Origin of the sequence: Pseudomonas extremorientalis, assembly GCF_001870465.1 — a bacterium.
GTDB lineage: Bacteria > Pseudomonadota > Gammaproteobacteria > Pseudomonadales > Pseudomonadaceae > Aquipseudomonas > Aquipseudomonas extremorientalis.
The window spans coordinates 639,602-660,742 of sequence record NZ_MDGK01000015.1 but is presented as its reverse complement, the minus strand read 5'-3'; the positions used below and the strand labels follow the sequence as shown (position 1 = coordinate 660,742).

At 61.1% G+C, this 21,141-nt stretch carries 17 protein-coding genes; 8 read left to right on the top strand and 9 right to left on the bottom strand.

Annotated elements, in window-relative coordinates:
• Window positions 1–2: 2 nt before the first annotated feature.
• Window positions 3–1,253, bottom strand: coding sequence for a lipoprotein-releasing ABC transporter permease subunit (locus tag BFN10_RS06800; RefSeq protein ID WP_071489019.1), 1,251 nt, complete (start codon window positions 1,251–1,253; stop codon window positions 3–5).
• Between the two features lie 94 nt (window positions 1,254–1,347).
• Between BFN10_RS06800 and BFN10_RS06795 the strand changes: the two genes are divergently transcribed.
• Complete coding sequence (locus BFN10_RS06795; protein WP_071489018.1) at window positions 1,348–1,932, top strand: PilZ domain-containing protein; 585 nt, start codon at window positions 1,348–1,350, stop codon at window positions 1,930–1,932.
• Between the two features lie 43 nt (window positions 1,933–1,975).
• Window positions 1,976–2,698, top strand: coding sequence for a glycerophosphodiester phosphodiesterase (locus tag BFN10_RS06790; protein ID WP_016975274.1), 723 nt, complete (start codon window positions 1,976–1,978; stop codon window positions 2,696–2,698).
• Between the two features lie 42 nt (window positions 2,699–2,740).
• On the opposite strand, the gene sthA is transcribed toward BFN10_RS06790, so the two are convergent.
• On the bottom strand, window positions 2,741–4,135 hold the full coding sequence (gene sthA, locus BFN10_RS06785; protein ID WP_010212052.1) for a Si-specific NAD(P)(+) transhydrogenase: 1,395 nt from the start codon (window positions 4,133–4,135) through the stop codon (window positions 2,741–2,743).
• A 260-nt stretch (window positions 4,136–4,395) separates the two neighbouring features.
• On the opposite strand from sthA, the gene BFN10_RS06780 reads away from it, so the two are divergent.
• Window positions 4,396–4,917 carry a chalcone isomerase family protein gene (locus tag BFN10_RS06780; RefSeq protein WP_071489017.1) on the top strand — a complete coding sequence of 174 codons (522 nt, stop codon included), beginning with the start codon at window positions 4,396–4,398 and terminating at the stop codon, window positions 4,915–4,917.
• A gap of 189 nt (window positions 4,918–5,106) precedes the next feature.
• Here BFN10_RS06780 and BFN10_RS06775 read toward each other — a convergent pair whose 3' ends face one another.
• Window positions 5,107–6,570, bottom strand: coding sequence for a glyceraldehyde-3-phosphate dehydrogenase (locus tag BFN10_RS06775; protein WP_071489016.1), 1,464 nt, complete (start codon window positions 6,568–6,570; stop codon window positions 5,107–5,109).
• A 340-nt stretch (window positions 6,571–6,910) separates the two neighbouring features.
• Between BFN10_RS06775 and mfd the strand changes: the two genes are divergently transcribed.
• The 3 genes from mfd to BFN10_RS06760 are packed head-to-tail and all read left to right on the top strand — an operon-like array spanning window position 6,911 to window position 13,638.
• The gene (gene mfd, locus BFN10_RS06770) at window positions 6,911–10,360 is read left to right on the top strand and encodes a transcription-repair coupling factor (RefSeq protein ID WP_071489015.1); all 3,450 of its coding nucleotides are present in this window, start codon (window positions 6,911–6,913) and stop codon (window positions 10,358–10,360) included.
• Window positions 10,361–10,371: 11 nt separating this feature from the next.
• Entirely contained in the window at window positions 10,372–10,938 is a 567-nt protein-coding gene (locus BFN10_RS06765) for a CsiV family protein (RefSeq protein WP_071489014.1), read from the top strand.
• A 9-nt stretch (window positions 10,939–10,947) separates the two neighbouring features.
• A complete protein-coding gene (locus BFN10_RS06760; protein WP_071489013.1) occupies window positions 10,948–13,638 on the top strand; it encodes a DEAD/DEAH box helicase in 2,691 nt (896 codons plus the stop codon).
• A gap of 94 nt (window positions 13,639–13,732) precedes the next feature.
• Here BFN10_RS06760 and nagZ read toward each other — a convergent pair whose 3' ends face one another.
• Window positions 13,733–14,743 (bottom strand): beta-N-acetylhexosaminidase, encoded by a 1,011-nt coding sequence (nagZ, locus tag BFN10_RS06755; RefSeq protein ID WP_071489012.1) that lies wholly within the window; start codon window positions 14,741–14,743, stop codon window positions 13,733–13,735.
• Between the two features lie 136 nt (window positions 14,744–14,879).
• Window positions 14,880–15,587 (bottom strand): TetR/AcrR family transcriptional regulator, encoded by a 708-nt coding sequence (locus BFN10_RS06750; RefSeq protein ID WP_071489011.1) that lies wholly within the window; start codon window positions 15,585–15,587, stop codon window positions 14,880–14,882.
• A 263-nt stretch (window positions 15,588–15,850) separates the two neighbouring features.
• On the opposite strand from BFN10_RS06750, the gene lexA reads away from it, so the two are divergent.
• Window positions 15,851–16,459: a transcriptional repressor LexA gene (gene lexA, locus BFN10_RS06745; protein ID WP_003172575.1), complete on the top strand. Its 609-nt coding sequence runs from the start codon at window positions 15,851–15,853 to the stop codon at window positions 16,457–16,459.
• Window positions 16,460–16,469: 10 nt separating this feature from the next.
• A complete protein-coding gene (sulA, locus tag BFN10_RS06740) occupies window positions 16,470–16,943 on the top strand; it encodes an SOS-induced cell division inhibitor SulA (RefSeq protein ID WP_071489010.1) in 474 nt (157 codons plus the stop codon).
• A 129-nt stretch (window positions 16,944–17,072) separates the two neighbouring features.
• On the opposite strand, the gene BFN10_RS06735 is transcribed toward sulA, so the two are convergent.
• From BFN10_RS06735 to BFN10_RS06720, 4 genes are all read right to left on the bottom strand, one after another.
• On the bottom strand, window positions 17,073–17,306 hold the full coding sequence (locus BFN10_RS06735) for a hypothetical protein (RefSeq protein ID WP_010212068.1): 234 nt from the start codon (window positions 17,304–17,306) through the stop codon (window positions 17,073–17,075).
• 120 nt (window positions 17,307–17,426) lie between these two features.
• Window positions 17,427–17,948 carry a DUF6586 family protein gene (locus BFN10_RS06730; protein ID WP_071489009.1) on the bottom strand — a complete coding sequence of 174 codons (522 nt, stop codon included), beginning with the start codon at window positions 17,946–17,948 and terminating at the stop codon, window positions 17,427–17,429.
• 187 nt (window positions 17,949–18,135) lie between these two features.
• On the bottom strand, window positions 18,136–20,757 hold the full coding sequence (gene topA / locus BFN10_RS06725; RefSeq protein ID WP_071489008.1) for a type I DNA topoisomerase: 2,622 nt from the start codon (window positions 20,755–20,757) through the stop codon (window positions 18,136–18,138).
• A gap of 114 nt (window positions 20,758–20,871) precedes the next feature.
• Window positions 20,872–21,108, bottom strand: coding sequence for a DUF1653 domain-containing protein (locus BFN10_RS06720; protein WP_071489007.1), 237 nt, complete (start codon window positions 21,106–21,108; stop codon window positions 20,872–20,874).
• Between the last annotated feature and the right edge of the window lie 33 nt (window positions 21,109–21,141).

The window sequence follows — 21,141 nt, the reverse complement described above, 5'->3', positions numbered from 1 at the left end:
ATTCACTCATAACGTAAGGCCTGTGCTGGCTGGGTACGCGCCGCGCGCCAGGCTGGATACAGGGTGGCAAGGAAACTCAGGACCAACGCCGCGCCGCCTACCATCAACACGTCCTGGGCCTGCACCTGGGACGGCAAGTAGTCGATGAAGTAGACGTCGGCATTGAGAAACTTGTGGCCGATCAGGGTTTCGAGGCCGGCGATGGCGGCACTCACGTTCAGCGCGGCCAGAATGCCGACCGCCGTGCCGATCAAGGTGCCGACCACGCCGATCACGGTGCCCTGCACCATGAAGATCGCCATGATCTGCCCCGGCGTGGCACCGAGTGTGCGCAGGATGGCGATATCGCCCTTCTTGTCGTTCACCACCATCACCAGCGTGGAGATGATATTGAAGGCGGCCACGGCGACGATCAGCAGCAACAGCAGGCCGATCATGGCTTTTTCCATGCGGATGGCCTGATAGAGGTTGCCGTGGGTGCGCGTCCAGTCGCGGGCGTAGTACTGGCTGTCGCCCAAATGCTGGGCGATTTCCCACGAGGTGCGCGGTGCGTCGAACAGGTCGTTGAACTTCAGGCGCAGGCCCTGCACCTGGTCCGGCTGCCAGCGGTGCAGGCGGGCCAGGTCGGTAAGGTTGGTCAGGCCGAGGTAGCCGTCGATCTCGCCGGCGCCGACGTGGAAGGTGCCGACCACGGTAAAGCGCTTCATGCGCGGGAACATGCCGGCCGGGGTCACGGTGACTTCCGGCGCGACGAAGGTCAGTTTGTCGCCCAGGCCCACGCCCAGCTTGGCCGCCGCCTTGTCGCCGATCACGATGCCGAACTCGCCGGGCGCCAGGTCATCGAGCTTGCCCGACAACATGAACTTGTCGATGATCGACACATTACGTTCCTGGGCCGGGTCGATGCCATTGAGCAGGATCTTCTGCACCTTGCCGTCGTTGGTCAGCAACCCTTGCATCTGGGTAAACGGCGCAACGGCCAGTACCTTGGGGTTCTGCTTGACCTTGGCGGCCAGGCTTTGCCAGTCGCTGATGGGCGCATCGCCCTCGATGGTGGCGTGGGGCACCATGCCCAGCACGCGGGTGCGCATCTCATGATCGAAGCCATTCATCACCGACAGCACCACGATCATCACGACCACGCCCAAGGCGAGCCCGATCATCGAGGTCAAGGAAATGAACGACACAAAATGATTGCGACGCTTTGCACGGGTATAACGCGTGCCGATAAATACGAAGAGAGGTCTGAACATGTCGGGGCTTGTTCGGAGGAAAAGAAGACGTCCCGGTGGCGGGGTCTGGTAAGCAGCTTTACACTCAGACCATTAACGCTACTTGGGGTTCGCCATGTCGACATTAGATGAAGAAGAGCGCCGCGAATACTACCGTATCGCCGACATGATCGCACTCCAAATCAAAAGCCTGTCTGCCCCCGAGGCGGCGAGCAAGGAAGTGTTGCTGGATGATTCGCCGCTGTTCAATCTGCTCAGCGAACTGCACCTGAGCGAATTCGAGGCCCAGCACCTGTTGCGCCAGATCAATGAGAAAGATCGCAGCCTGGCCGCCTTCCTCAAAGTACAGAACAAACGCCTGGACCTGCTCAGCCAGATCATGGCGCGCGGCCTGCTGGATGAAGTCGGCGCGCCGCAGCCGGTGATCATTTCCGAAGGCGGTATCGACTTCCAACACCCCACGCCCCTGTCGCCCGGTGCCCACCTGGCGGTCAAGCTGGTGCTGATGCCCCAGGCGCTTGGCCTGCTGCTGCGCGCCCGCGTCACCCATTGCGATCCCAAGGGCACAGGTTTTGACGTGGGCACGGAATTCGAAGCCATGACCGACGCCCAACGCCAATTGCTGGCGCGCTATATCCTGCAGAAACAGGCGCAGGAACGGCGCCTGGCACGGGAACAGAGCGACGCCCAAGACACCTGAATTCGTATTACCCCGCCAGCAGACCTGGCGCATAGGAGCAACTGTGACCCTGATTTACGGCCACCGCGGTGCCAAAGGCGAAGCACCGGAAAACACCCTGACCAGCTTCCAGGAATGCCTCAAGCACGGCGTACGCCGCTGCGAACTGGACTTGCACCTGTCCATGGACGGCGAGTTGATGGTCATCCACGACCCGACCCTCAAGCGCACCGCCGACCGGCGCGGCAAAGTCGTCGAGTATTCGGCGGCCGACCTGGTGAAGATGGATGCGCGCAAAGGTGGCCCGGGCTGGGTCAAGCCCTGCCCGATCCCACGCCTGGAAGAACTGTTCGAGAAGTGCGACTTCGATCACTGGCAACTGGAAGTCAAAAGCGCCTCGCGCACCCGCGCCGCCACCACCGTGCTGGCGATTCGGGAGATGGCCGTGCGCTTTGGCCTGATGGACAAAGTCACCGTCACCTCAAGTTCGCGGGAAGTGCTGAAAGCTGCGGTTGAGCTCACCCCGGACCTGTCACGCGGCCTGGTTGCCGAATATGCCTGGCTCGACCCGCTGAAAGTCGCGCAGAACTATGGCTGTGAGATCCTGGCGTTGAACTGGACGTTGTGCACCCCTGAGCGACTGGAAAAAGCCCAGCGCCAGGGCTTGCACGTGTCCGTGTGGACAGTCAACGAACCCGCGCTGATGCGCAGGCTCGCCGACTTCGGCGTAGATAGCCTGATTACAGACTTTCCCGGTTTGGCCACTGCCACCCTCGGGAATTACTGAAATCGGTCTCCCCGGCCGGCTCAGGCCACCGGCCGGAGCCGCTCAAAAAAGCCGGTTGAGGCCGTCGTAGGCCGCTACCCGATAGGCTTCGGCCATGGTCGGGTAGTTGAACGTGGTGTTGACGAAGTACTTGAGGGTATTGAGCTCGCCCGGCTGGTTCATGATCGCCTGGCCGATGTGCACGATCTCCGACGCCTGGTAGCCGAAGCAATGCACGCCGAGTACCTCAAGGGTTTCACGGTGGAACAGGATCTTCAGCATGCCTTGCGGCTCGCCGGCGATCTGCGCACGCGCCATGCTCTTGAAGAACGCCTTGCCCACTTCGTAAGGCACTTTGGCCTTGGTCAGTTCGTGTTCGTTCTTGCCGATCGAGCTGATCTCGGGAATGGTGTAGATCCCGGTCGGCACGTCGTTCACGTAGCGCCAGCTGCCATTGTCGACGATGCTGCCAGCGGCTGAACGGCCCTGGTCATGAGCGGCACTGGCCAGGCTCGGCCAGCCGATCACGTCACCGGCACCGTAGATGTTGGTCACGCAGGTGCGGTAGTTCTCGTCCACCTCGATCTGGCCACGGCTGTTGACCTTGACCCCGATGTTTTCCATGCCCAGCTTGTCGGTGTTGCCGGTACGGCCGTTGCACCACAGCAAGGCGTCGGCCTTGATCTTCTTGCCGGACTTGAGGTGCAGGATCACACCGTTGTCCAGGCCTTCGACGCGCTCGTACTCTTCGTTGTGGCGCACGGTGATGTTGTTGTTGCTGAAGTGGTAGCTCAACGCCTGGGAGATTTCCGAGTCGAGGAAGCTCAGCAACTGGTCGCGGTTGTCCACCAGTTCCACCAGTACGCCCAGGCCGCTGAAGATCGACGCGTATTCACAGCCGATCACGCCGGCGCCGTAGATGATCAGTTTGCGCGGGGTGTGGCCCAGGCTCAGGATGGTGTCGCTATCGTAGATACGCGGGTGGTGGAAATCGATGTCCGCCGGGCGATACGGGCGCGAACCGGTGGCGATGATGATGTGCTTGGCCACCAGCTTTTCGACCACGCCGTTGGGGCAGACCACTTCGATGGTTTGCTCGTCGGCAAAGCTGCCGGTGCCGAAGAACAGGTCGACGCGGTTACGGGCGTAGTAGCCGGTACGCGACGCGACTTGCTTGGAGATGACTTTCTCGGCGCTTTTGAGCACGTCCGGGAACGAGAACCAGCGTGGCTCACCAATGGCCCGGAACATCGGGTTGGTGTTGAATTGCATGATCTGGCGCACGGAGTGACGCAACGCCTTGGACGGGATGGTACCCAGGTGGGTGCAGTTACCGCCGACCTGGCGACGGCTATCGACCATCGCCACCTTGCGCCCAGCTTTGGCAGCGTTCATCGCCGCACCTTCTCCAGCCGGGCCGGAACCCAGTACCACCACGTCGTAGTTGTAGACAGCCATGCGTACTCCTCAGAACAGGCCAGGCGTACGGTTGGACGCCTGGCTAAATCATGCCGCGGCCAGCGGTCATGAAGGACAATTTGGCTCAAGTGTGTGAACCGGGGCACAGTCTATATAAGGCTCAACGCCGCGAACATTAACCCTTGGTCGCGTCGTAGGCCAGCAATGCCTTTACTACACAGCGCAGATTATCCCTGAACCCTGTCGCTGCCGGAAAATGAATTAACCTGTAGCCACGGATCTTTTCGGGACGCGCCATTATGCGGCATCTGGTTTTCGGTTTAATGCTGATGTTGTCGATCACCGCACAGGCCAATGAGCCGAATCGACTCAGGCAGGCCGACTTTCCGACACACTCCCAGGCATTGGTGCTGAAAAACCAGACGGTGCTCACGTACCTCTGGGCGGATGTGTATGCGGCCGCGCTGTACGCCCCGCCGGATTTGAACGCCAAGCAGGCCTGGGACCAACAGGCAGCGCTGCGCCTGACGCTGTATTACTTTCGCGACATCGACCGCAACGACGTGATCAAGGCCGCCAACACCACACTGGCGCGCCAGCACATCAGCAACCGCTTGAAATCCGAAGTGGACAAACTGCATGCCGCCTTTCGCAACATCCATAGCGGTGATCGCTACGCACTGGATTTTCGACCCGGACGCGGCTTGGACCTGGAAATCAATGGCGAAGTGTTATTCAGCAGCAGCGACAATGAGCTGGCGAAGGCTTACCTGGGGATCTGGTTAGCGCCCAAGGGCTTGTCGGAGAGGTTGCTGGAATGAAGGCGTGTATTGTCTGGACTGACGTCATCGGGGCAAGCCCCCTCCCACACTGGACCGCATTCACCCTGCAGGAATGCGGTTTAAATGTGGGAGGGGGCTTGCCCCCGATGAGGCCCTTCCAGCCCGCACAAAATCCCCAGCCACAAAAAAGCCCCGAACCAGTCGGGGCTTTTCATTCAACGCAAATGCTTAACGCGGGAACGCCGGCGGGTTGACCCCAGCCATGTCTTCCATCACGCGAACCACCTGGCAGCTGTAGCCGAACTCGTTGTCGTACCACACGTACAGGACAACGCGGTTGTCCTGGGTAATGGTCGCTTCGGCGTCCACCACACCGGCGTGGCGCGAGCCTACGAAGTCGGTGGAGACCACTTCCTGCGAGTTGACGAAGTCGATCTGCTTGTGCAGGTCCGAGTGCAGCGCCATGTAGCGCAGGTACTCGTTCATCTCTTCACGGGTGGCGGCTTTCTCAAGGTTCAGGTTGAGGATGGCCATGGACACGTTCGGCGTCGGCACGCGGATCGCGTTACCGGTCAGCTTGCCGGCCAGCTCAGGCAGGGCCTTGGCTGCAGCGGTGGCAGCACCGGTCTCGGTGATCACCATGTTCAACGCGGCGCTACGGCCACGGCGATCGCCCTTGTGGAAGTTGTCGATCAGGTTCTGGTCGTTGGTGTACGAGTGAACCGTCTCGACGTGGCCGTTGACGATGCCGAACTTGTCATTCACCGCCTTCAGCACCGGCACGATGGCGTTGGTGGTGCAGGACGCCGCGGACACGATCTTGTCGTCAGCGGTGATGTCAGCGTGGTTGATGCCGTGAACGATGTTCTTCAGCTTGCCCTTGCCAGGCGCGGTCAGCACAACGCGGTCGATACCCGGGCAGGCCAGGTGCTGGCCCAGGCCCTCGGCGTCACGCCATACACCGGTGTTGTCCACCAGCAAGGCGTCCTTGATGCCGTACTGGGTGTAATCCACCTCGGACGGGTTCTTCGCGTAGATCACCTGGATCAGGTTACCGTTGGCGGTGATGGTGTTGTTTTCTTCATCGATGACGATGGTGCCGTTGAACGGACCGTGTACCGAATCGCGACGCAGCAGGCTTGCACGCTTGGTCAGGTCGTTCTCGGCGCCTTTGCGCACCACGATGGCACGCAGGCGCAGGCCGTCGCCGCCACCGGTTTTTTCGATCAGGATGCGTGCCAGCAGGCGGCCGATACGACCGAAGCCGTACAGCACCACGTCGGTGCCTTTGCGGGCCGCGGCATTTTGCTGGCCAACCACATCGGCCATTTCTTCACGCACGAACTGCTCGGCGGTACGGCCGGCGCCTTCCTTGCGGAATTTGTAGGCCAGCTTGCCCAGGTCTACCGAGGCCGCGCCGAGCTTGAGCTCGCTCATGGCTTTAAGCAGTGGGAATGTTTCGTGGACGGAGAGTTCGCTGTCGTCCGCAGAGCGATGGCGTGCAAAGCGGTGCGCTTTGAGAATCGCGATGACGGACTGGTTGATCAGGCTGCGGCCATAGATCGAGCTCACCACATTGTTATTGCGGTACAGCTGACCGATAAGCGGGATCATCGCTTCTGCGAGTGCTTCACGGTCGATCCATTCACCAAGACACTGGTCGGGCTTCTGAGTCACGGGAACCTTCCACATGTAGGGGCTGAAAAAAGGGGCTACATTATGCCGCCCGACCGCCCTCGGAGCAATGCGCGCGCCATAACAAAAACCCCTTGCCAAAAAATACCGCCCCGCTACAGCCCAGTAAATACGCGGGTTCCAGAAGGCCACCAGTTGGGGAGGCAGGCCAACTTGTCCGTAACCCTCCTAAACAATCGCGTATTTCGGCACTACATATTGAGTCAAAACGCGCCATTGTTTGTCTTAGCCACTACATTTCCCGCAAACCGTAATAGGCTCAGTCAGAAACTGACAGGCGGCACCTTGGGCCGTTACAATTACCGACTTTGTCGCAACGCTTGGAGCTCAACCTTCCGTGCCCGTTCTGCGTCTACCGCTACTCCCTGCCGAGGCAGGTAAACAGCATTGGGGCAACCTGCCCGGTGCCGCCCTGAGCCTGGCCATCGCCGAGGCTGCCAGCGCAGCCAAGCGCTTTACCCTGCTGCTCACCGCCGACAGCCAAAGCGCCGAACGGTTGGAGCAGGAGCTGAGCTTCTTCGCCCCCGATTTGCCGGTGCTGCATTTCCCCGACTGGGAAACCTTGCCCTACGACCTGTTCTCGCCGCACCAGGACATCATCTCCCAGCGCATCGCCAGCCTGTACCGCCTGCCGGAACTGGCCCACGGCGTGCTGGTGGTGCCGATCACCACGGCACTGCATCGCCTGGCGCCGACCAAGTTCCTGCTGGGCAGCAGCCTGGTGCTGGATGTCGGCCAGAAGCTCGATGTGGAGCAGATGCGCACGCGCCTGGAAGCCAGCGGCTACCGTTGCGTCGATACGGTATACGAGCACGGTGAGTTCGCGGTGCGCGGTGCGTTGATCGACCTGTTCCCGATGGGCAGCAAACTGCCCTATCGCATCGACCTGTTCGATGACGAAATCGAAACCCTGCGCACCTTCGACCCGGAGAACCAGCGCTCCATCGACAAAGTAGACTCGATCAAGCTGCTGCCGGCACGAGAATTCCCGCTGCAAAAAGACGCGGTCACCCGCTTCAAGGCGCGCTTTCGTGAACGCTTCGACGTGGACTTCCGCCGCTGCCCGATCTTCCAGGACCTGAGCAGCGGGATTACCCCGGCCGGTATCGAGTACTACCTGCCGCTGTTCTTCGACGAAACCTCCACCCTGTTCGACTACCTGCCACAAGACACCCAGGTGTTCTCGCTGCCCGGTATCGAACAAGCGGCGGAAAACTTCTGGAACGATGTGCGCAACCGCTATGAAGAGCGCCGCGTCGATCCATCGCGTCCTTTATTGCCGCCCGCCGAGTTGTTCCTGCCGGTAGAAGACTGCTTCGCCCGCCTGAAAAACTGGCCACGCGTGGTCGCCAGCCAGCAGGATGTGGAAAAAGGCGCCGGCCGCGAGCGCTTCCCGGCAGGAATGCTGCCGGACCTGGCGATCCAGGCCAAAGCCACGCAACCGTTGGAAGCGCTGTCCAACTTCCTCGGTGACTTCCCGGGCCGTGTGCTGTTCACCGCCGAATCCGCGGGTCGCCGAGAGGTGCTGCTGGAGCTGCTGGAACGCCTGAAGCTGCGCCCGAAAACCGTCGACAGCTGGCCGGATTTTGTGGCGAGCAAAGACCGCCTGGCGATCACCATCGCGCCACTGGACGAAGGCCTGCTGCTGGACGATCCAGCCTTGGCATTGATTGCCGAGAGCCCGCTGTTCGGCCAACGCGTGATGCAGCGCCGCCGCCGTGAAAAACGCGCCGACGCCAACAACGACGCGGTGATCAAGAACCTGACCGAGCTGCGCGAAGGCGCGCCGGTGGTGCATATCGACCATGGCGTCGGCCGTTACCTGGGCCTGCAGACCCTGGAGATCGACAACCAGGCCGCCGAATTCCTCACCATGGAATACGCCGAGGGCGCCAAGCTCTACGTGCCGGTGGCCAACCTGCACCTGATCGCCCGCTACACCGGCAGCGACGACGCCCTGGCGCCGTTGCACCGCCTGGGCTCCGAGACCTGGCAGAAAGCCAAGCGCAAGGCCGCCGAACAGGTGCGCGACGTCGCCGCCGAGCTGCTCGACATCTACGCCCGCCGCGCTGCCCGCGAGGGTTATGCGTTCGCCGACCCGAAAGCTGACTACGCCACTTTCAGCGCCGGCTTCGCCTTTGAAGAAACCCCAGACCAGCAAACCACCATCGAAGCGGTGCGCGCCGACATGCTCGCGCCCAAGCCGATGGACCGCCTGGTCTGCGGCGACGTGGGCTTCGGCAAGACCGAAGTGGCGATGCGCGCCGCCTTCATCGCAGTGCATGGCGGCAAACAAGTGGCGATCCTGGTGCCCACCACCCTGCTCGCCCAACAGCACTACAACAGCTTCCGCGACCGCTTTGCCGATTGGCCGGTGACCGTCGAAGTGATGAGCCGCTTCAAATCAGCCAAGGAAGTGAATGCTGCCGTCGCCGACCTGGCCGAAGGCAAGATCGACATCGTGATCGGCACGCACAAGCTGCTGTCGGATGACGTGAAGATCAAGAACCTGGGGCTGGTGATCATCGACGAAGAACACCGCTTTGGTGTGCGCCAGAAAGAACAGCTCAAGGCCCTGCGCAGCGAAGTCGACATCCTCACCCTCACCGCCACGCCGATTCCGCGTACGCTGAACATGGCGGTGTCCGGCATGCGCGACCTGTCGATCATCGCCACGCCGCCGGCACGTCGCCTGTCGGTGCGCACCTTCGTGATGGAGCAGAACAAAAGCACGGTCAAGGAAGCGCTGCTGCGCGAACTGCTGCGCGGCGGGCAGGTTTATTACCTGCACAACGATGTGAAAACCATCGAGAAATGCGCCGCCGACCTGGCCGAGCTGGTGCCGGAGGCGCGTATCGCCATCGGCCATGGGCAGATGCGCGAGCGCGAACTCGAGCAAGTGATGAGCGACTTCTACCACAAGCGCTTCAACGTGCTGATCGCCTCGACCATCATCGAGACCGGCATCGACGTGCCGAGCGCCAACACCATCATCATCGAGCGCGCCGACAAGTTCGGCCTGGCACAGCTTCACCAGTTACGCGGCCGCGTCGGACGCAGCCACCACCAGGCCTATGCCTATCTGCTGACGCCACCGCGCCAGCAAATCACCGGCGATGCGGAAAAACGCCTGGAAGCGATCGCCAACACCCAGGACCTGGGCGCCGGTTTTGTGCTGGCCACCAACGACCTGGAAATCCGTGGCGCCGGCGAACTGCTGGGCGATGGCCAGAGCGGGCAGATCCAGGCGGTGGGTTTCACCCTGTATATGGAAATGCTTGAGCGTGCGGTGAAAGCCATCCGCAAGGGTGAGCAACCGAACCTCGATCAACCATTGGGCGGCGGCCCGGAGATCAACCTGCGCTTGCCTGCGTTGATTCCCGAGGACTACCTGCCGGATGTGCACGCACGGCTGATCCTGTACAAACGCATCGCCTCGGCCACCGACGAAGAAGGCCTCAAGGACCTGCAGGTGGAGATGATCGACCGCTTCGGCCTGTTGCCCGAGCCGACCAAGAACCTGGTGCGCCTGACCCTGCTCAAATTGCAGGCCGAGCAACTGGGGATCAAGAAGGTCGACGCCGGGCCGCAGGGCGGGCGCATCGAATTCGAGGCGCAGACCCCCGTGGACCCATTGGTGCTGATCAAGCTGATCCAGGGCCAGCCCAACCGCTACAAGTTCGAAGGGGCTACGCTGTTCAAGTTCATGGTGCCGATGGAACGCGCCGAAGAACGCTTTAACACCCTGGAGGCGCTGTTCGAGCGCCTCATCCCGAAACCTGCTTGAAGGACGCCCGAATGCGCCTGTTCCGCATGTTGAGCCTGTTGTTGGTGGTCGCGGCACCTGCGGCGTTCGCCGACAGCCCGTACCAGGTGGAAATGATCCTGGTGCGCCAGAACGCCGAACCGGTGATCAACAGCCGCGCCGCCCCGGAAAACTGGGATGCTGGCGCCGTGCGCCTGGGCGACCGGCTGAGCCCGCCGCGCCTGTCCAACATTGTCGATAAGCTGCGCGCCGACTCCACCTACACGGTGCTGCTTCATAAGGCCTGGGAGCAGAACCTGGGCGAGCAGCCGGTCAAGGTCGCCATCACCGACGGCCAGGAGCAGTTCGGCCAGTTCCCCATCGAGGGCGTGCTGAGCCTGCAACTGGGGCGTTTTACCGACATCGATGCGAACTTCTGGATCAACCAGTTCGACGCCAACGGCAGCGTGATCGCCAGCGAACACCTGAGCCAGACCGACGTGCGCACCAAGAACAACCAGCTCAACTACCTGGACGGCGGCCACCTGGCGTTGCTGATCAAGATCACCTCGCTGACCGCCAAGCCCCCCAGCGCACCACCGCCGGACCTGCAGGACTGATCCATCGCCATGCCCCTGACGTCGTCGCTGACCAAACCCCTGGCCCCTTCGTGGGCCAATCGCTTTAAAGAGCAGAGCCTTGAGCGCGGGCGGCGTTATGCCCTGGAGAACCGGGTGCGCATCGTCGAATCCGGCGACAGCACCATCATCGCCAGTTGCGAAGGCTCAGGCGGCAACGTCTACCGGCAGACCATTTCGCTGCGCGAATCGGCCAAAGGCACGTTGATCCTGGTGGACAGCCGCTGCACTTGCCCGGTGCGCACCAACTGCAAACACATCGCGGCGGTATTGCTCAAGGTCCAGGAAACCCTGGCCTTCCCCGCTGCCGCCCAGGACGCAGAACTGCTGGAAAAACTCCAGGCAGTCCTGGAAAACCGCGCGGTGTTGCCGCAGGTGGTCATGGAGGATGTGGTGCCGGTGCCGCGCCTGTGGATGGCCAGCGTGGAGTTCAGCGCGTTCGAACCACGCAACGGCAAGATGCAGCGCTATATCCAGCACCGGGCGGCGCTGTCGTTCAACTATTTGGGCAACTATGTCAGCGGGCAGAAAAACGCCGACATCATCGTGCGCCAGGATACCCAGAGCCTGCGTATCAAGCGCCATCCCGAGCTGGAACAGCCGTACCGCGAGCAACTGCGCCTGCTGGGCTTCAAGATCGCTACGCGCCAGAGCAAGGCCCTGCCTGAGAGCGCCGGGGAACTGTTTGAGATGGTCAATGACAGTGCCTGGCTGACCTTCACCCTCAATGCCACGCCGACCTTGCGGGCCGAAGGCTGGGAGCTGCTGATCGATGATGATTTCGGCTTCGACCTGAGCGCTGTCGATGACTGGTACGCCACGGTAGATGAAGGGCCGGAGCGTGATTGGTTCGATCTGGAGCTGGGGATCATCGTCAACGGCGAGCGACTGAGCCTGTTGCCGATCCTGCTGAACCTGATGCGCTCCCACACCGAGATCCTCAACCCGGAGAAGCTGGCGCGGCGTCGCGATGATGAGCTGATCCTGGTGAATATCCCTGGCCTGCCCAATGGCCACGGCCCCATACAAGTGGCGCTGCCCTATGGCCGACTGAAACCGGTGCTGGCCACCCTTGGTGAGTTTTATCTACAGGAAGCCGGCACCACCACACTGCGCCTGGCCAAGGCTGATGCAATCCGCCTTAACCCGCTGGAAGACCTGCCGCTGCAATGGGAAGGTGGCGAGAAGATCCGCAACTTCGCCCAACGCCTGCGGGACATCAAGGACTTCACCTGCGTGGCGCCCGAAGGGCTGAACGCGACCCTGCGTCCGTACCAACTGGAAGGCTTGAGCTGGATGCAGTCGCTGCGCCAGCTTGATGTGGGCGGGATACTTGCGGATGACATGGGCCTGGGCAAGACCCTACAGACCCTGGCGCATATTCTCAGTGAAAAGAACGCCGGGCGCCTGGATCGCCCCTGCATGGTGGTGATGCCCACCAGCCTGATTCCCAACTGGCTGGACGAAGCGGCGCACTTCACGCCGCAACTCAAAGTGGTGGCGTTGTATGGCGCAGCCCGCAAGAAACATTTCGCGAACCTGCAGGACTATGACCTGCTGCTGACCACCTATGCACTGCTACCCAAGGACATCGACCAGCTCAAGGCCCTGCCCCTGCATGTACTGATCCTCGATGAAGCCCAGTACATCAAGAACCCTTCCAGCAAGGCGGCCCAGGCGGCACGCGAACTGAATGCGCGGCAGCGCCTGTGCCTGAGCGGTACGCCACTGGAAAACCACCTGGGTGAGCTGTGGTCGTTGTTCCACTTCCTGCTGCCGGGCTGGCTGGGTGACGTAAAAAGCTTCAACCGCGATTACCGCGTGCCCATCGAAAAGCGCGCCAGCGACGTACGACTGCAGCACCTCAACGGTCGGATCAAACCCTTCCTGTTGCGCCGCACCAAAGAACAAGTGGCCACGGAGCTGCCGCCCAAGACCGAGATCATCCACTGGGTCGACCTCAACGAGGCCCAGCGCGACGTGTACGAAACCATGCGCCTGGCCATGGACAAAAAGGTCCGCGACGAGATCACCCGCAAGGGCGTGGCACGCAGCCAGATCATCATTCTTGAAGCGCTGCTCAAGCTGCGCCAGGTGTGCTGCGACCTGCGCCTGGTCAACGACGCCACCCTGCCCGCCCGCGGCAGCAGCTCGGGCAAGCTCGATAGCTTGATGGAAATGCTTGAGGAGTTGTTTGAGGAAGGTCGGCGGATCCTGCTGTTTTCCCAGTTCACCTCAATGTTGAGCCTGATCGAAGTCGAGCTGAAAAAGCGCGGTGTTGCCTACGCCTTGTTGACCGGCCAGACGCGGGACCGGCGCACGCCGGTGAAGGATTTCCAGAGCGGCAAACTGCAGATTTTCCTGATCAGCCTGAAGGCCGGCGGTGTGGGCTTGAACCTGACCGAAGCCGACACGGTGATCCATTACGACCCCTGGTGGAACCCGGCGACGGAGAACCAGGCGACTGACCGTGCGTATCGCATCGGCCAGGAGAAGCCGGTGTTCGTCTACAAGATGATTGCCCGGGGCACGGTGGAGGAAAAAATCCAGCACCTGCAAAAGGAAAAGTCCGACCTGGCGGCAGGTGTGCTGGATGGCCGTACGACCGGGGATTGGCAGTTGGGCAACGAGGATATAGAAGCGCTGTTTGCGCCGTTGCCCAACAAACAGGAAAAGCGCTGACAGCTCGATCGCCATCGGGGGCAAGCCCCCTCCCACATGTGACCGCAGTTGTCATGTGGGAGGGGGCTTGCCCCCGATGGGCTCGACGCAGTGTTCAGCCGATCAGCTGAGCATCCCGCAACGCAGTCAGCGCCGCCAACCAACGCGGATCCTGCTTGTACTCGGTCGAAGCAACCGCCTGCCCACGCATGCGCCCAATGCGCACCGATGGCGTGACCTTCATGCGCTGCGCCGCACTCAGTGCCAACTCAGCCGCCGCGCGATCGTTGCACACCAGTCCCATGTCGCAACCGGCCGTCAACGCGGCCTCGATGCGGCTGGCAGCATCACCGACCACATGCGCCCCCGCCATGGACAGGTCATCGCTGAAAATCACCCCATCGAACTGCAACTCGCCGCGCAGGATGTCCTGCAACCAGCGGCGCGAGAAGCCGGCTGGCTGGGTGTCGACTTGCGGGTAGATGACGTGCGCGGGCATCACAGCCGCCAGTTGCTTACTCAGGCGTGCGAAAGGCACCAAGTCATTGGCGCGAATCTGTTCCAGGCTACGCTCATCATTGGGAATGGCGACGTGGGAATCGGCCTCGGCCCAACCGTGACCGGGGAAGTGCTTACCGGTGGCGGCCATGCCGGCGCTGTTCATCCCACGGATGAATGCACCCGCCAGCACGGCGGCCCGCTCGGGGTCGCCTTCGAAGGAACGGGTGCCGACCACCGCGCTGCGCTGATAATCCAGGTCCAGCACCGGGGCGAAGCTCAGGTCCAGGCCCACGGCCAGTACTTCGGTGGCCATGATCCAGCCGCACTGCTCGGCCAGGTACTCTGCATTCGGGTTATCCGCCAAGGCACGCATGGCCGGCAGGCGCACAAAGCCCTGACGCAGGCGCTGTACGCGACCGCCTTCCTGGTCGACCGCCAGTAGCAGGTCTGGGCGCACGGCACGAATCGCCGCACTCAACTCGCGTACCTGGCGTGGGTGCTCGATATTGCGCGCAAAAATGATCAGGCCACCCACCTCAGGCTGGCGCAGCAGGTGGCGATCCTCGGCCGTGAGCCAAGTGCCGGCAACGTCGACCATCAAAGAACCTTGCAGGGCAGCAGTCATAAACCTTCCTTATAAAACGCACACAACCCGTTGCCCCCACCAGGCACAGTGAGCACAACAGGTTGCGAGTAAATAGCTGAATTCGGCATGGGTCGCTAGCTTAGCGGATGCAAGCGGCTGCGCACACCCGGGTGGGTCAAACCTTGGCGGGGCTTGGCGCGGATTTGCTGCGCGGGCGTAATTGGGCGGCAGCCATCGTCGGGTCGGTCACACCGGTTTCAGCACGCATACCGGCGGCCAGGAACGGCACCATCAGGCGCATGACCTGTTCAATAGAGGTGTTGACGCCGAAATCAGTCTCGGCAATCGCCCGCAGCGCCTTGATCCCCGACATGCTGAACGCCGCAGCTCCGAGCATGAAGTGCACGCGCCAGAACAGTTCAATCGGTGGAATACGCGGAGCGGCCTCGTTGACCAGCAACATATAGCGACGAAATACCTTGCCGTACATGTCCTCCAGATAGCGCCGCAAGTGACCCTGGCTCTGGCTGAACGCCAGGCCGAGCAGGCGCATGAAGATCGACAGGTCGTTGCCGCTGCGCGGTTGAACCACCAATGCTTGTTCAACGAGGATTTCCAACAGCTCTTCGAGTGTCGGCTTGTGGTCGGTCTTGCCCTGGCGACGCTCGAGTTCACGGTCGAGACTGGCGCAGAACGGCCCCAGGAAGCGCGAGAACACCGCCTGGATCAGGGCTTTTTTCGAGCCGAAATGATAGTTCACTGCAGCGAGGTTGACGCCAGCCTTGCTGGTGATCAGCCGCAATGAAGTTTCAGCAAATCCTTTTTCCGCGAACAATTGCTCGGCAGCATCGAGAATGCGTTCAACGGTTTCCGACTGGGCCATGGCTACTCCGCCTGACAAACACTTGTTTGAAACATACGTTTCAGGGTGTGTCTTGTCAAGCCTGCGAGTTCGCTTTCCGGCCGGGCAGTCATGTATTTCATCGCTATTTAATCACATCTCTATTGATCTGTAGGCAGCGCTATCTCGGGCCTGTGGGAAGGATCAGGGATGACCGTCCAGCGGAGGGCTGGAAAAGGATGATTGCCAAGCGCAGTTCACTGTATATAATCCCAGTCACTGTATAAAAAGACAGAGCGATCAACATGCTAAAACTGACGCCACGCCAAGCTGAGATTCTGGCTTTTATCAAGCGCTGCCTCGATGACAACGGCTACCCGCCGACACGAGCAGAGATTGCGCTGGAACTGGGTTTCAAGTCCCCCAACGCCGCCGAGGAACACCTCAAGGCCCTCGCTCGCAAAGGCGCGATCGAGATGACCCCCGGTGCCTCACGCGGTATTCGCATCCCTGGCTTCGAGGCCAAGGCCGACGAATCGACCCTGCCGATCATCGGCCGCGTCGCCGCCGGTGCGCCGATCCTGGCGCAGCAGCACGTCGAGGAGTCCTGCAACATCAACCCTACCTTCTTCCATCCGCGCGCCGACTACCTGTTGCGGGTCCATGGCATGAGCATGAAGGACGTGGGCATCTTCGACGGCGACCTGTTGGCCGTCCACACCACCCGCGAAGCCCGTAATGGCCAGATCGTCGTTGCCCGTATCGGCGACGAAGTCACCGTCAAACGCTTCAAGCGCGAAGGCAGCAAGGTCTGGCTCCTGGCCGAGAACCCCGAGTTCGCCCCGATTGAAGTGAACCTGAAAGATCAGGACCTGGTGATCGAAGGCTTGAGCGTCGGCGTCATTCGCCGCTAAAGGAGGCATCATGCAGCTCGTCCACACCCCACAACACACACAACTGTCGCTGTTCGAGGCCTTCATGGCCCAACCCCTTGCGCCCATCCTCAAGGAAACGATCGAAGCGCCCTGGAGCGCGGAGCCTGAGGCGTTCAGTGAATTGTCGTTGCGCGGTGCAGCGGGGAGCTGCCTGAGCCTGCTGGCGCCGATCCTTCGCGAATTGAGCGAAGAGCAGGACGCCCGCTGGTTGACGCTGATCGCCCCGCCCGCCAGCCTGACCCAGGCCTGGCTACGGGACGCCGGCCTCAACCGCGAGCGCATCCTGCTGCTGCAACCACGCGGTACGCAAAGTGCCCAGCAGTTGACCTGCGAAGCCTTGCGCCTGGGTCGTAGCCATACGGTAGTGAGCTGGTTGAACCCGCTGAATGCCAGCGCCAAGCAGCAACTGATCAGCGCTGCACGTACGGGCGATGCCCAGAGTTTGAATATTCGATTGGGCTGAAATCACAGGCCTTGCCTGTGATATGCGAGCGTCTGTTGTGAGCGGGCTTCTGTGGCGAGCCCGCTCACTGCAGAAGCCAACTCACCACAACAAACCCGGTCATTGTAAAAACCGACCTGTCATCTGGGCTCAATGAAGAACCCGCGGCCCGTCTTCTTTCTCCGGTTCGCCTTCTGCCAGGCGACCTGCCATCTGCACACCCACGCTCAACATGGCTTTAGCCACTTCCACGTGCTGGCCCTGCAAGAACACCTTGGCATCCTCGGAAAAATCCAGAATGACCAGAGAACCTTCGTCCTCTGCCCGGCGCAGCTCGATTCGGCCGTCAGGCAATTCAACAATTTCCAGAAAGGACGTCGGCATAAAAGTCTGTTCTCCACGAAAGGCCGGGATTATATCAGTCATCCACCCAGCCTCGCAGAGGATCTGAACAGGTTTCTTGACAGCTTGATGAATGGTCGCCGCCCAATTCCTACAGGATGATCAACATTCGTTAAGGCCTTCACGAAAGCGCAGCGCCATCTTTTTCAATTCCTGGCGCCAGCCTTCCAGCTCTTCCCGGCTCAACGGCTTGGGCTCTTCCTCTTCCACTGCAACCGCCACGATCAGCGGCTGGGTCACATCCCCCTTGGGCACATGGGGAATGCGCGGCGGCTGGAACATATCGGCATGCGCCTTGAGCAGGCGGGCAACCCAACTGTCGGGGCTTTGCGCCATTTCCACCAGCTCAGCCAGCTCAGGAATCGCCATGGAGTCCAGCACTTCGCGATTCATGATCATTTCCGCACGGGGCGAACCGGCCTGGGGCAGGCGGTAAAACCCGGCGATTTCATGACACAGGCCCAGCAAGGCGCCATACAGGTGGAACAACGCCGCTTCACGCCCCGCCTGGACCAGCGCAATGGCATTCATCTCTTTCCCTTCCTCGGCACGGCCAAGGGCTTCCAGGGACAAACCCGCGAAGTAAATTTTCTGATTGGTACGGGTATAGAGTTCGTAGGCCATGACGGCAATCTCCACAACGAATAAACGTGATGCTGGCTGAACAGTGTCACGGATCAGCCGAGCCTACTGCAAGTGCAATAAACCGCCGCTTATGCGGGTCAAAAGTCGACTTTCAGAACCAAACAGACCCAAATGAGGGAGGGGGCAAGCACCCTCCCTCATTTGGGTCTTCAGCACATCCGCCGGATCAAGCGCCCTGGCGCTTATCCTCGACCTTCCACTTGCCGCCGTCATAGAACGCTTTCCAGCCAGTCGGCTTGCCGTCCACTTCGGACTGCACGTACTGCTCCTTGGTCTTGCGGCTGTAGCGGATCACGGCTGGACGACCATCCGGGTCGTTCTTCGGCGCTTCGCACAGGAAGTGGTACTTCGGATCGATCTCGTCCTTGTGCGGCACGATTTCCAGCACCAGCGGCGCACGGGTCTCGCGGTTCTTAGGGAACTGACTGGCGGCCAGGAACAACCCCGAAGCACCGTCACGCAGGATGTAGGTGTCGTTGACCTTCTCGCACTTGAGCTCCGGCATCTTCACCGGGTCCATCTTCGGCGGCGCCGCATCACCGCTTTTCAGCAGCTTGCGGGTGTTCTTGCAGGTCGGATTGGTACAGCCGAAGAACTTGCCGAAACGGCCGGTCTTGAGCTGCATCTCGCTGCCGCACTTGTCACATTCCAGGCTCGGACCTTCATAGCCCTTGATGCGATAGGTGCCCTCTTCGATCTCGTAGCCGTTGCAATCCGGGTTGTTACCGCAGATGTGCAGCTTGTGTTTCTCGTCAAGCAGGTAGGCGTCCATCGCCGTACTGCAGATCGGGCAGCGGTGCTTGCCTCGCAGTACCAACGACTCGGACTCGCCCTCGTCATCGGCCGCGATTTCGTCACCCGGCACCAGGTTGACGGTGGCCTTGCAGCGCTCTTTCGGCGGCAGGCTGTAGCCCGAGCAACCGAGGAACACGCCAGTGGACGCAGTACGAATCTGCATCGGCCGACCACAGGTCTGGCACGGAATGTCGGTCATCACCGGCTGGTTGGCACGCATGCCACTCTCAGGGCTTTCGGCCACTTCGAGTTTCTTCTTGAAGTCGCCGTAGAACTCGTCCAGCACGTTTTTCCAGTCACGCTCGCCCTGGGCCACGTCATCGAGGTTCTCTTCCATGCCGGCGGTGAAGCCGTAGTCCATCAGGTTGGAGAAGCTCTCGGACAGGCGCTCGGTGACGATGTCGCCCATCTTTTCCGAATAGAAACGACGGTTGTGCAGCGCCACGTAGCCGCGGTCCTGGATGGTGGAGATGATCGCCGCGTAGGTCGAAGGCCGACCGATGCCGCGTTTTTCCATCTCTTTTACCAGGCTGGCCTCGGAGTAGCGCGCCGGCGGCTTGGTAAAGTGCTGGGACGGGTCGAGCTTGATCAGCTTCAGCGTATCGCCCTGGGCCATGTCCGGCAGCACGTCATCATCGCCCGGCTTGGCGATCTGCGGCATCACACGGGTATAGCCGTCGAACTTGAGGATACGGCCCTTGGCACGCAGCTCGAAGTCGCCAGCGCCCACACTCACGGTGGTGGACAGGTATTGCGCCGGCAGCATCTGGCAGGCCAGGAACTGGCGCCAGATCAGCTCGTAGAGGCGCTCGGCGTCGCGCTCCATGCCGCTCAGCTTGGCGGGCGTGGTGTTGGCGTCGGAAGGACGAATCGCTTCGTGAGCCTCCTGTGCGCCTTCCTTGCTGCTGTAGACGTTCGGCTTCTCCGGCAGGTACTTCTTGCCGAATTCGCTTTCGATATACGTACGCGCCATGGCGACCGCGTCCACCGACAGGTTGGTGGAGTCGGTACGCATATACGTGATGTAGCCGGCTTCGTACAAGCGCTGGGCCATCATCATGGTCTTCTTCACACCGAAGCCCAGGCGGTTGCTCGCGGCCTGTTGCAGGGTGGAAGTAATAAACGGCGCCGACGGCTTGCTGCTGGTCGGTTTGTCTTCACGCTTGACGATGCTGTAGCTGGACGCCTTGAGCTTTTCCAGCGCGGCCATGGCCTGGGCTTCGTTCAGCGGCTTGAAAGCCTCGCCTTTCTCACGGGCCACTTCAAAGCGCACGTTGGCGCCCTTGGCGGTGCCGAGGTCTGCGTGGACTTCCCAATATTCTTCGGGGATGAACGCACGGATCTCGCGCTCACGCTCCACCACCAGCTTCACCGCAACCGATTGCACACGACCGGCAGACAGGCCACGAGCAATCTTCGCCCACAGCAGCGGCGAGACCATGTAACCCACCACGCGATCGAGGAAGCGACGCGCCTGCTGGGCGTTGACCCGGTCGATGTCCAGCTCGCCCGGCTTGGAGAAGGCTTCCTGGATAGCTTTCTTGGTGATTTCGTTGAACACCACGCGCTTGTAGCGGCTGTCATCACCGCCGATGGCTTCCCGCAGGTGCCAGGCAATGGCTTCCCCTTCGCGGTCCAAGTCCGTCGCGAGATAGATGGTGTCGGCATCCTTGGCGAGCCGGCGCAGCTCTTCGATGACCTTTTCCTTGCCGGGAAGGATTTCGTACTTGGCCTTCCAGCCATGTTCCGGGTCCACCCCCATACGCGAGACCAGCTGCTTGCGCGCTTTCTCTTTAGGGCTGAGCACCGGACCTTCGCCCGCAGCCGCCTTGCCGCGCTTGGCGGCTGGCTCCTTGCTGGCGCTAGCCGAACCGCTGGTGGGCAGGTCTCGGATATGGCCGATACTCGACTTCACCACGTACTCGTTGCCCAAGTACTTGTTGATGGTCTTGGCCTTAGCCGGGGATTCCACAATGACCAGCGATTTGCCCATGGATCGGAAAATTCCTGAATTCGAGAAGTGAAAGGCAGTTGGCGCCTGTCGCGGCAACGCTATATATAGTGGCAACAAGGTGAGGTCAAGCGCAGCAGTCTGCGCGACCTGCCGTTATTGCCCTGAAAAAAGACTGGGTTCGGCCTGGACCAAAGCAAAGCGCGGGACCTGCTCGCCGTCAACTTCGACGGTCTCCATGAACATGCTCAACGGGCGCACCCAAAAGCCGTAATCGCCATACAGAGCTTGATAGAACACCACTTCTTCTGCGGTCTCGGAGTGGCGCGCCACACTGAAAACACGGTACTGCGGACCTTTATAATGTTGATAGAGCCCTGGTTCGACTTTCATGCTCTGGCCCTCTTACAAAATTTGTTGAAAAAA

What these genes read in the sequence shown, in the direction of transcription:
- BFN10_RS06780 (WP_071489017.1), top strand. Translation starts at nt 4,396, where the DNA reads ATGCGGCATCTGGTTTTCGGTTTAATGCTGATGTTGTCGATCACCGCA.
- sulA (WP_071489010.1), top strand. Translation starts at nt 16,470, where the DNA reads ATGCAGCTCGTCCACACCCCACAACACACACAACTGTCGCTGTTCGAG.
- sthA (WP_010212052.1), bottom strand. Translation starts at nt 4,135, where the DNA reads ATGGCTGTCTACAACTACGACGTGGTGGTACTGGGTTCCGGCCCGGCT.
- lexA (WP_003172575.1), top strand. Translation starts at nt 15,851, where the DNA reads ATGCTAAAACTGACGCCACGCCAAGCTGAGATTCTGGCTTTTATCAAG.
- BFN10_RS06760 (WP_071489013.1), top strand. Translation starts at nt 10,948, where the DNA reads ATGCCCCTGACGTCGTCGCTGACCAAACCCCTGGCCCCTTCGTGGGCC.
- BFN10_RS06795 (WP_071489018.1), top strand. Translation starts at nt 1,348, where the DNA reads ATGTCGACATTAGATGAAGAAGAGCGCCGCGAATACTACCGTATCGCC.
- BFN10_RS06720 (WP_071489007.1), bottom strand. Translation starts at nt 21,108, where the DNA reads ATGAAAGTCGAACCAGGGCTCTATCAACATTATAAAGGTCCGCAGTAC.
- BFN10_RS06800 (WP_071489019.1), bottom strand. Translation starts at nt 1,253, where the DNA reads ATGTTCAGACCTCTCTTCGTATTTATCGGCACGCGTTATACCCGTGCA.
- BFN10_RS06750 (WP_071489011.1), bottom strand. Translation starts at nt 15,587, where the DNA reads ATGGCCCAGTCGGAAACCGTTGAACGCATTCTCGATGCTGCCGAGCAA.
- BFN10_RS06730 (WP_071489009.1), bottom strand. Translation starts at nt 17,948, where the DNA reads ATGGCCTACGAACTCTATACCCGTACCAATCAGAAAATTTACTTCGCG.
- nagZ (WP_071489012.1), bottom strand. Translation starts at nt 14,743, where the DNA reads ATGACTGCTGCCCTGCAAGGTTCTTTGATGGTCGACGTTGCCGGCACT.
- BFN10_RS06775 (WP_071489016.1), bottom strand. Translation starts at nt 6,570, where the DNA reads ATGTGGAAGGTTCCCGTGACTCAGAAGCCCGACCAGTGTCTTGGTGAA.
- BFN10_RS06735 (WP_010212068.1), bottom strand. Translation starts at nt 17,306, where the DNA reads ATGCCGACGTCCTTTCTGGAAATTGTTGAATTGCCTGACGGCCGAATC.
- topA (WP_071489008.1), bottom strand. Translation starts at nt 20,757, where the DNA reads ATGGGCAAATCGCTGGTCATTGTGGAATCCCCGGCTAAGGCCAAGACC.
- BFN10_RS06765 (WP_071489014.1), top strand. Translation starts at nt 10,372, where the DNA reads ATGCGCCTGTTCCGCATGTTGAGCCTGTTGTTGGTGGTCGCGGCACCT.